Below are 9,845 nucleotides of genomic sequence, written 5' to 3'. Positions count from 1 at the left end.
CAACTCTTATTCAAAGTGGTTTTACGATTTCAAAAACTCATCTTAGTGCTGAGGATACGGTGATTGTGGATGCAACAGAGGTAAAAATCAATCGTCCTAAAAAAATCAACTAGCCAATTATTCTGGTAAAAAGAAATGTCATGCTATGAAGGCTCAAGCGATTGTCACAAGCCAAGGGAGAATTGTTTCTTTGGATATCGCTGTGAACTATTGCCACGATATGAAATTGTTCAAAATGAGTCGCAGAAATATCGGACAAGCTGGTAAAAACTTGGCAGACAGCGGTTATCAAGGACTCATGAAGATGTATTCACAATCGCAAACTCCGAGGAAATCAAGCAAACTTAAGCCACTAACTCTTGAAGATAAAGCCTATAACCATGCGCTATCCAAAGAGAGAATCAAGGTTGAAAATATTTTTGCCAAAGTAAAAACGTTTAAAATATTTTCAACAACCTATCGAAATCGACGCAAACGGTTTGGATTACGAATGAATTTGATTGCTGGAATTATCAACCGTGAACTAGGATTTTAGTTTCGCATGAAGTCTAATATAAAATCGCATGTCAACATATAAAAAGCAGTTACACGACTGCAACTGCTTTTCTATTCTTGCATGGTGTAACCGACACCACGAACGGTTTTAATGTAGCTTTTCTGACCTTTTACATCAAGCTTGCTACGTAGATAACGGATATAGACATCCACGATATTTGTTTCGGTCGCACTTTCATACTTCCAGACGCTTTCCAACAACTGCTCACGAGTCAGAACTTTCTTGCTTCCCATTAGAGTAGCCAAAAGGTCATACTCACGACGAGTCAGAGCAATCATCTCCTCGCCACGATAAACGGTATGATGTTCTACATCCATACGCAGATTGCGGTAAAACGTTGGAACCTTCATCTGACTACAGTGTTGGTCGATAAAGTCCCGACCTCGGAAAATCGCTGAAATACGAGCCACCAGATTCTCAATAATAACTGGCTTATAGATGTAAGAAACAGCAAAGCGTTGGATTGTCTCAATCTGATCTTGCAAGTCTTCGCGACGGTCCAAGACCATGATGACTGAGGCTGGCTTAGTCCTACTCAGCTTGGCTGTAAAATCCTGGGCTGTCATATCCCCCAGATGAGCATTCAATAAAATCAAGTCATAGTCTGTCTGAAGAGCCATGGAGAGGGCCTTTTGCCCCTCCTCAACCTGATCAACTCGGTATTGCTCTTTTTGGAGTTCCAAACTTAAAAAATGAGCTAGATTTCGTTCTTTCTCAAGTAATAAAATCCGTTTCCCCATGGCTGACCTACTTATTTTTCGTCATACCAAGAGTAGTGGAAGGTTCCTTCTTTGTCTTTACGTTGGTATGTGTGGGCACCAAAGTAGTCACGTTGTGCTTGGATCAAGTTAGCTGGAAGGTCAGCTGAACGGTAGCTGTCAAAGTAAGTGATAGCTGCTGAGAATGTTGGTACTGGTACACCAGCTTGAACAGCAAGAGCTACGATATCACGAACTGATTGTTGGTACTTAGCAGTTACGTCTAAGAAGTACTCATCCAAAAGAAGGTTAGCAAGATCTGCATCACGGTTGTAAGCATCTGTAATCTTTTGCAAGAAACGAGAACGGATGATACAGCCATCGCGCCAGATAGATGCGATGTCCGCAAATGGCAAGTTCCAGTTGTTTTCTTTAGAAGCTACACGCAATTGCGCAAAACCTTGAGCGTATGAGATGATTTTTGAGAAGTAAAGGGCTTGGCGGATTTTTTCAATCAACTCAGCCTTGTCGCCTTCAAATTTGAAAGCAGCTGGTTTTGGAAGCACCTTGCTGGCATGAACACGTTCTTCTTTGTAAGTAGAGATGTAACGTGCAAATACTGACTCAGTAATGAGTGACAATGGCACACCAAGGTCAAGGGATGATTGGCTAGTCCATTTACCAGTTCCCTTGTTACCTGCAGCATCAAGGATGTAGTCTACGATTGGTCCATCTTGACCTTCATCATCTTTACGTCCAAGGATGTCAGCTGTGATTTCAATCAAGTAGCTGTCCAATTCACCCTTGTTCCACTCAGTAAAGATTTCAGCCATATCTTCTGCAGAAAAGCCTAGCAAGTGTTGCATCAAGTCATAGCTTTCTGCGATTAATTGCATGTCCCCATACTCAATACCGTTGTGAACCATTTTCACATAGTGACCAGCTCCATCAGGACCGATGTAAGTCACACATGGTTTGCCATCTTCTGGTGCTTTAGCTGAGATTTCTTCGAGAACGTCCGCAACCAATTCGTAGGCTTCTTTTTGTCCACCAGGCATGATAGACGGACCTTCAAGGGCACCTTTTTCACCACCAGAAACCCCAGTACCGATAAAGTTGATACCTGAGTTTGCCAATTCTTCATTACGACGGATTGTATCTTTGTAGAAAGTGTTTCCGCCGTCAATCAAGATATCACCCTTGTCAAGGTGTGGAAGAAGGGCTTGGATAGTAGCATCTGTACCAGGTCCAGCTTGAACCATCAGCATAATACGACGAGGTTTTTCGATTGAGTTTACAAAACTTTCAACGTCATAGCTTGGTACAAAGTTCTTTTCAGGATGGCAAGCAATTACATCTTCAGTTTTTTCTTTACTACGATTGTAAATAGCAACTGTGTAACCACGTGATTCAATATTAAGGGCAAGGTTACGACCCATTACGGCCATACCTACGACACCAAAGTTAGCTTTTGTCATTTGACACTCCTCTTGTTTAATTTGTTTTATTTTATCATTTTTACTTTTGAAAAGAAAGAATTTTGTAACGACTGCTTAGTAGTCCAAGTCATCCGCATGTCCAGAACCATTTCCAACAAAGTAGCCTGTCTTACAGTTAAGGGTAAAGAGATAGGTTCCGTCTGGCTTGTAGAGGTTGTAATAACCATTTCCATTAACAATATTGACTCGTTCGAGGATGTATTGATTTCCAGTGATATAACCACGTGAACGTGAAGTCGCTAGAATTTGTTCCAAGACGCCATCAGCAAAATCCCAGGCAGAGTTGTTACTATCATCAATAGCCGATTGATTGAACGGCACACGGCTTGAAGCTCTTTGTAGGTTAACTCCAGAACTTGATAGACCGCCATGACTATCATCACGCGCAGAAACTGAATTGTTTGATGAGCCGCTTGAAGATGGACTTGTGTTACTTGTACTACTCTCTGTAGAAGAATTTGAACTCGCTTGACTAGAACTGCTGATTTGACTTGAGCTAGAAGTGCTTGTCTTTTGGCTCTTACCAAGGCTGATAGCCTTATCTAGCACTTTGTCAATCTCCGTATTCCCGGTTTTAATATCTGTAAATTTAGCATCTGATTTGGCTTTGGCATTGGTATCCAACACACCATCCACAATAGCTGGTTTTTCAAATTGTGCATTGACATCTTGAATGGCCTTGATTTGCGTTGCTAGACTATCATATTTAGATTTAGCAAGTGCATGTTCGCGACTACCTTCCAGTTTATCAAGCAAGGTTTTGAGTTGACTCAGTTTATCAAACTGGCTGTTCTTCAAAGCTGTTTTATTGCTATCAGTGTAGAATGCATCGTATTGGCTATTGAAATCTTCTAAAATCGGCTGAACATTCTGCTCGCTAGACGATGATTGAGCAGTTTGAATTTCCTTGGTCGAGCGATTCACTTGACGATAGACATAATAAGCACTGACACAGATAATCACTGATACGAGCGCCAAAGCGGTTGAAACAAATCCTTTTTTGCTTTTCTTTTCTGAGCCTTCTTGTTCCAGAAGAGAAAGGTTTTGCTCCTCTTCCACTTCTTCAGTCATTTCTGTTGGATTTTCATCCTCTAGCAATAGAGGATCCAAGCCTTGCTCCTCATCGTCCAGAGGCAAGGGTGGTAAGATGTCTTCAGAAGATGGAACTTCCTCCGAAGAAGCTTCTGACTCTTCCACAGCCTCACGCATCTCTTGAATTAAATCATCCAGACTCTGAGTTTCGACTAACTCCTCTTTTTTGTATTGACGAGTCGCAAACTTATCCGCCTCAATTTCATCTTTGTGTTGTTTGACATACTTGTCCAAAATGGAATCTTCAGGCAAGACTCCTGCTTCCACTTCTTCATTTTTACGAATCGCTTGACCAACTGTTAACTCTTTTGCTTCATCAAAATCAAATCGCGGTTCTTGATTTTCTTTTTTATGACGATTCCGTCTTTTCTTACTCATGAGTATCCCTTTCTATTTTAACTCTTGACGTTTAACACGTTGACCAAAATATTGATACAGATCCACTTTCAAGGTTCCGTTGTATAACTTACGCTTCTTATCTGCTTGGCTCCCATACTTGCTTTCAAAGGCTTCATCACTAGTTAGGATAAACTTACTCCAGGTTTTTAGCGGTGCAAATACTTGCCCCATCTCAGCATAGAGCTTGGTAACTCCTGCATCATCTGATAAACGTTCTCCATAAGGCGGATTGGAGATAATCACGCCATTGATTTTATCGGAACGTAAATCCTGCACGCGCATCTGCTTAAAAGTAATGTCTCCTGCAACACCAGCTGCCTGAGCATTAGCCTTAGCAATTTCCACCATGCGAGCATCAATATCACAACCCATGATATCGAGTTCCAGTTCACGATCTACTTTTTTAGCCGCCTCTGTACGCACTTCTTGAATCAAGCGGTCGCTGACCCAGTTCCATTCCTCAAATGCAAAAGAGCGACGAAGACCAGGCGCCATCTTTCGAGCAATCATGACTGCCTCGATACAGAAAGTTCCTGAACCACAGGTCGGATCAATCAAAAGCTTGTCTGGATACCAGTTAGAAAGTTGCAAAATGGCTGCCGCCATATTTTCCTTGATAGGAGCGCCACCTTTTTCGGTACGATAGCCACGTTTAAAGAGACTAGAGCCTGTCGTATCAATCATGACAGTTGCTATGTCTTTGAGAATAGAAACCTCAATCTTAAACTCTGGGCCATTCTCCATCAGTGGAACACCTTCTGGGCGAGCATAGTGTTTCTGCAACTTCTTAACAACGGCCTTCTTAGAAATAGCCTGTACACTCGGCTCATTGTGAAGTTTAGATTTAACACATTTTGCTTTTGAAATCGGGAATCGAGCTCCAAGTGGTAAATAATCTTCCCAATCTAGAGCGAAAGCTCCCTGAAACAGCTCTTCAAAAGTCTTAGCTGGGAAAGTTCCTACGATAATTTTGATACGATCTGCTGCCCGAAGCCAGAGGTTGGTTTCGATAATAGCTCTCACGTCTCCTTGAAAACGAACACGTCCATTTTCAACCTGACAATCGTAGCCCAACTCTCGCACTTCTCGTCCCACAACAGCTTCAAGACCTGCTGCCACAGTTGCAATTAAATTAAATTCTTTTTTCATGTTACAGTCTTGCAAGACCTTTCTATATGTCCACTTTAAAAAATGAGGTTGAGAAAATTTCTCAGCCCCAACCTATATGCAATTTTCTATAAGCCATGTTTTGTTCCAGAAGTGACTAGGACCACTTCCTTCGATAATCATCTGTCTACCACTAACAGCTCTAGCTGATAGCAGTCAGAATACTACGTTCGTTTCCGCGTACTCCATGCCCCGACCAAAATTTGGGTTGCTAGCTTGAGGGGTTTACCGCGTTCCACTCTCTCCGTTTCCAGAAAGACTCCGTCACTGTGGCACTTTCAAGCCTACTCTGGCCTATCCAAGGACTTAGCCATTTCAACTGCCGTAACGATTTCTCGTCCCTAGGCTTATGGTTTCGCCTAGCACAAACACTACAGGCATCACAGCCTGTGCTAGCATGGACTTTCCTCATGAGAAGCAACTCTCCTCACGCGATTATCCAAAAATTGCACATCTCAAATAACTACTTAGAAATCTGAGTTATCTACAATTTGTTTACCAAACACTTCTTTTTCAAGACGATTCAAGCGTTTCAAAATATCAAAGTTTGTCATAGAACTTGTAGTTGCCGCTTCAATAGACTCTGCTTGAACTGGTGAAGATTTCGGTTTACGAGCTAATTCTTCCTTCAAATCCGCTATTTCCTGACGAAGTGACTTGACCAAGGCAGCATAAGTTTCATAATCCTTAATGACATCGTCTAAAAACTCATCAACTTCTACCTTGCTATACCCACGGACTTCACGTCCAAACTCTTGTTCAAAAATATCTTTCGCTGAAAAAATAATACTTGCCATGTCTCTCTCCATTCTCGCTTGCTAGTATTATTATATAAAAAAAGGCAAACAAAAATCAAGGTCAAAGCGTCAATTTTCGGAAAAATTTTCAGCAAGTTCATTTAGCTGATCAAATGTTAATCTCTTTATAAAATAGTCCTCTTGATTTTTCATCTTTTGGTAAAAATAAGCTAGTTTCGTTTCATTTTCTTCATCATAAAAAAGATAGGAACTGTTCGTGTTTTCCAGTAAAAACTGCTGGTAATCTCTTAACTGCCCCTTGTGTTCATAACGAGGATAGGCATATTTGACAAAGTCTACCTGCTTAAAGCGACTCAGTTTCATCTGATTGCCTTCATTCCAATTTTCCCCATGGGTTTCAAAAGCAAAAATGGTGGCCAACTGGAAATCGTACTCTGTCTTCATCTCCTGAGCAACCTCTAAAACCCAATATTCAAAGCCCAAAGTCCCTGTAAATACAAGCCAAGTCACCCCATCTTCTGCCATAGCTTCTAAATCCCTACGTATCGCTTTTTTAATCAATTTAAGACGAGGATCCTTGTCAGAAAACAAACCCAAATCAAAAGCAGAATAGCCCAAAACCAAAGCTGTAGTCATTTTTAACCCTTTCTGTGCAAATTTATGATATAATAGAGTGATGTTATTGTACCAATAAGGAGAATTATGGTCAACTATCCTCATAAAATTTCATCACAAAAAAGACAAACATCTCTTTCTCAACCCAAAAATTTCGCAAATCGAGGAATGTCTTTTGAAAAGATGATCAATGCTACCAACGACTACTATTTGTCTCAGGGCTTGGCTGTTATACACAAGAAACCAACTCCTATTCAAATCGTACGAGTGGACTATCCACAACGAAGTCGTGCCAAGATTGTTGAAGCCTATTTTCGACAAGCTTCAACGACAGACTATTCTGGCGTTTATAAGGGATATTACATCGACTTTGAAGCCAAGGAAACAAAACAAAAACGTGCGATTCCGATGAAAAATTTCCATCCACATCAGATTCATCATATGGAACAAGTCCTTGCCCAACAAGGAATCTGCTTTGTCCTTCTTCACTTTTCTTCTCTGCAAGAAACCTACTTATTGCCGGCATTCGATTTGATTCGCTTCTATCATCAAGATAAGGGACAAAAATCAATGCCACTTGGATACATACGAGAATACGGTTACCAGATAAAACTAGGGGCATTTCCACAAATTCCCTATCTCGATGTCATCAAAGAACATTTACTAGGTGGTAAACAAGATGAATAAATACATTCTTATGCGAATACTAAAGTATACTGGAATCTTTTTCCTAACTCTCTTTATCGCATTATTTCTATTGGGTGGGGGTGTTTTCCTCTATTTTGTAAGCAAAGCTCCAGCCCTATCAGATAGTAAATTAGTTGCAACAACTTCGAGCAAGATTTATGACAATAATAATGAACTCATTGCCGATCTGGGCTCTGAACGCCGAGTAAACGCTCAGGCCAACGAAATTCCTACTGATTTAGTCAAAGCAATCGTGTCTATCGAAGATCATCGCTTCTTTGACCACAGAGGGGTAGATACGATTCGGATTATGGGAGCCTTCTTACGTAATTTACAAAGTAATTCTTTACAGGGGGGATCAACCCTAACCCAACAGTTAATTAAGTTGACCTATTTCTCAACATCAACTTCGGATCAAAACATCTCCCGAAAAGCACAAGAGGCTTGGCTAGCTATCCAATTGGAACAAAAAGCTACCAAACAAGAAATCCTGACCTACTACATCAATAAGGTCTATATGTCAAATGGTAACTATGGTATGCAGACAGCAGCCCAAAATTACTATGGAAAAGATCTAAAGGATTTATCTTTACCTCAATTAGCTTTACTAGCAGGTATGCCACAGGCACCGAATCAATACGATCCCTATTCTCATCCAGAAGCTGCCCTTGACCGTCGTAACTTGGTACTTTCAGAGATGAAAGGTCAAGGCTACATTTCTGCCGAACAGTATGAGAAGGCTATTAATACCCCTATTACTGATGGACTCCAAAGTTTGAAATCAGTCAATAGCTATCCAGCATATATGGACAATTATCTCAAAGAGGTTATCGACCAAGTAGAACAAGAAACTGGCTATAACCTTCTAACTACTGGGATGGATGTTTACACAAATGTAGACCAAGAAGCTCAAAAACATCTGTGGGATATCTACAACTCTGATCAGTACCTCTCTTACCCTGACGATGATTTGCAAGTCGCATCTACGGTCGTAGATGTTTCAAATGGTAAAGTCATCGCCCAACTTGGAGCTCGTCACCAAGCAAGTAACGTTTCATTTGGTACCAACCAAGCTGTGGAAACCAATCGTGACTGGGGTTCAACAATGAAACCAATCACCGATTATGCACCTGCCATAGAATACGGTATTTATGATTCCACTGCAACTATGGTTAATGATATTCCTTATAACTATCCAGGAACAAGCACACCTGTTTACAACTGGGATCGAGCATATTTTGGTAATATTACTCTGCAATATGCCCTTCAACAATCTCGTAACGTACCTGCCGTCGAAACACTAAATAAGGTTGGTTTAGATAGAGCTAAAAACTTCCTAAATGGTTTAGGAATCGACTATCCTGTAATACACTATTCAAATGCTATTTCAAGTAATACTACCGAATCTAGTAAACAGTACGGGGCAAGTAGTGAAAAAATGGCCACTGCCTATGCTGCATTCGCAAATGGCGGTATTTACCACAAACCAATGTACATCAATAAAGTTGTCTTTAGCGATGGTAGCGAAAAAGAATTTTCTGACCCTGGCACAAGAGCCATGAAAGAAACGACTGCTTACATGATGACAGAGATGATGAAAACGGTCTTGACTTACGGAACTGGTCGTGGTGCCTACCTGCCTTGGCTTCCTCAAGCTGGTAAAACAGGTACCTCTAACTATACAGATGAAGAAATCGAAAATCATATCAAGTCGAATCAACTTGTAGCTCCGGATGAAATGTTTGTCGGTTATACTCGTAAGTATTCAATGGCCGTTTGGACAGGTTATAGCAACCGTCTCACTCCTATTCTAGGCGACGGTCTCACAGTTGCTGCCAAAGTCTATCGTGCTATGATGACTTCCCTCTCTCAAAACGACCATCCTGGAGATTGGACAATGCCTGAGGGAGTATACAGAAGTGGTGAGTTCTTCTTTTTGAACGGTGCTAAGAATGCTTGGACTACACCTGCTACCCAACAAACACAGTCAGTAGAGAACCCCTCTACAACACCTGAAAGTTCAACTACACAGGCAAACACCACAGTAGGACAACAACCAAACAGTGCTCCAGTAACTGATCCAAATCAAGGACAGCCTGTACAACAAGCACCACAAACTCCTCAATTTCAACAACAACCACAACAGTAAAAAAAAATCCTGAGAGTTAGAAATTCTCAGGATTTTTTACTACAAGATAGCTAATACTCAACGAAAATCAAAGAGCAAACTAGGAAGCTAGCCACAACCTCAAAACAGTGTTTTGAGGTTGCAGATGGACGCTGACGTGGTTTGAAGAGATTTTATAGTATATTGAAACAAGATGTGAACAAATCGATTAGGAAAGTCAAATTAATGTATAGAAATATTTTAACA

The 9,845-nt window shown here is 40.9% G+C and carries 8 protein-coding genes, 1 other RNA gene and 1 pseudogene; 3 read left to right on the top strand and 7 right to left on the bottom strand.

Annotated features, from left to right (window positions below; translation table 11 throughout):
* Window positions 1-535 (top strand): annotated as a pseudogene (locus FGQ53_RS05350) (transposase); the annotation flags it as partial.
* Between the two features lie 71 nt (window positions 536-606).
* Here FGQ53_RS05350 and FGQ53_RS05345 read toward each other — a convergent pair.
* The 7 genes from FGQ53_RS05345 to FGQ53_RS05315 all read right to left on the bottom strand — a co-directional run bounded on the left by FGQ53_RS05345 (window position 607) and on the right by FGQ53_RS05315 (window position 6,805).
* Window positions 607-1,296, bottom strand: coding sequence for a response regulator transcription factor (locus FGQ53_RS05345; RefSeq protein WP_138336437.1), 690 nt, complete (start codon window positions 1,294-1,296; stop codon window positions 607-609).
* 11 nt (window positions 1,297-1,307) lie between these two features.
* Window positions 1,308-2,732: an NADP-dependent phosphogluconate dehydrogenase gene (gene gndA, locus FGQ53_RS05340; RefSeq protein ID WP_138336434.1), complete on the bottom strand. Its 1,425-nt coding sequence runs from the start codon at window positions 2,730-2,732 to the stop codon at window positions 1,308-1,310.
* A gap of 75 nt (window positions 2,733-2,807) precedes the next feature.
* The gene (gene mapZ / locus FGQ53_RS05335) at window positions 2,808-4,223 is read right to left on the bottom strand and encodes a cell division site-positioning protein MapZ (protein ID WP_138336431.1); all 1,416 of its coding nucleotides are present in this window, start codon (window positions 4,221-4,223) and stop codon (window positions 2,808-2,810) included.
* Window positions 4,224-4,235: 12 nt separating this feature from the next.
* On the bottom strand, window positions 4,236-5,393 hold the full coding sequence (locus FGQ53_RS05330; RefSeq protein ID WP_138336428.1) for a THUMP domain-containing class I SAM-dependent RNA methyltransferase: 1,158 nt from the start codon (window positions 5,391-5,393) through the stop codon (window positions 4,236-4,238).
* A gap of 84 nt (window positions 5,394-5,477) precedes the next feature.
* An RNA gene (gene rnpB / locus FGQ53_RS05325) (RNase P RNA component class B) lies at window positions 5,478-5,858 on the bottom strand.
* Between the two features lie 20 nt (window positions 5,859-5,878).
* Window positions 5,879-6,208, bottom strand: a complete 330-nt coding sequence (gpsB, locus tag FGQ53_RS05320) for a cell division regulator GpsB (RefSeq protein WP_171019085.1) — start codon at window positions 6,206-6,208, stop codon at window positions 5,879-5,881.
* A gap of 69 nt (window positions 6,209-6,277) precedes the next feature.
* Entirely contained in the window at window positions 6,278-6,805 is a 528-nt protein-coding gene (locus FGQ53_RS05315; protein ID WP_138336422.1) for a DUF1273 domain-containing protein, read from the bottom strand.
* Between the two features lie 66 nt (window positions 6,806-6,871).
* Between FGQ53_RS05315 and recU the strand changes: the two genes are divergently transcribed.
* Complete coding sequence (gene recU / locus FGQ53_RS05310; protein ID WP_138336419.1) at window positions 6,872-7,471, top strand: Holliday junction resolvase RecU; 600 nt, start codon at window positions 6,872-6,874, stop codon at window positions 7,469-7,471.
* The gene (pbp1a, locus tag FGQ53_RS05305; protein WP_138336416.1) at window positions 7,464-9,620 is read left to right on the top strand and encodes a penicillin-binding protein PBP1A; all 2,157 of its coding nucleotides are present in this window, start codon (window positions 7,464-7,466) and stop codon (window positions 9,618-9,620) included. Before recU ends, pbp1a begins: the two co-directional genes overlap by 8 nt.
* The last annotated feature ends 225 nt before the right edge of the window (window positions 9,621-9,845 follow it).

Origin of the sequence: Streptococcus mitis, from assembly GCF_005844455.1 — a bacterium.
In the GTDB taxonomy this organism is placed as follows: domain Bacteria; phylum Bacillota; class Bacilli; order Lactobacillales; family Streptococcaceae; genus Streptococcus; species Streptococcus mitis_BF.
Note: the sequence above shows the minus strand (reverse complement) of the source record. Positions and strands in the feature narration are given on the sequence as shown.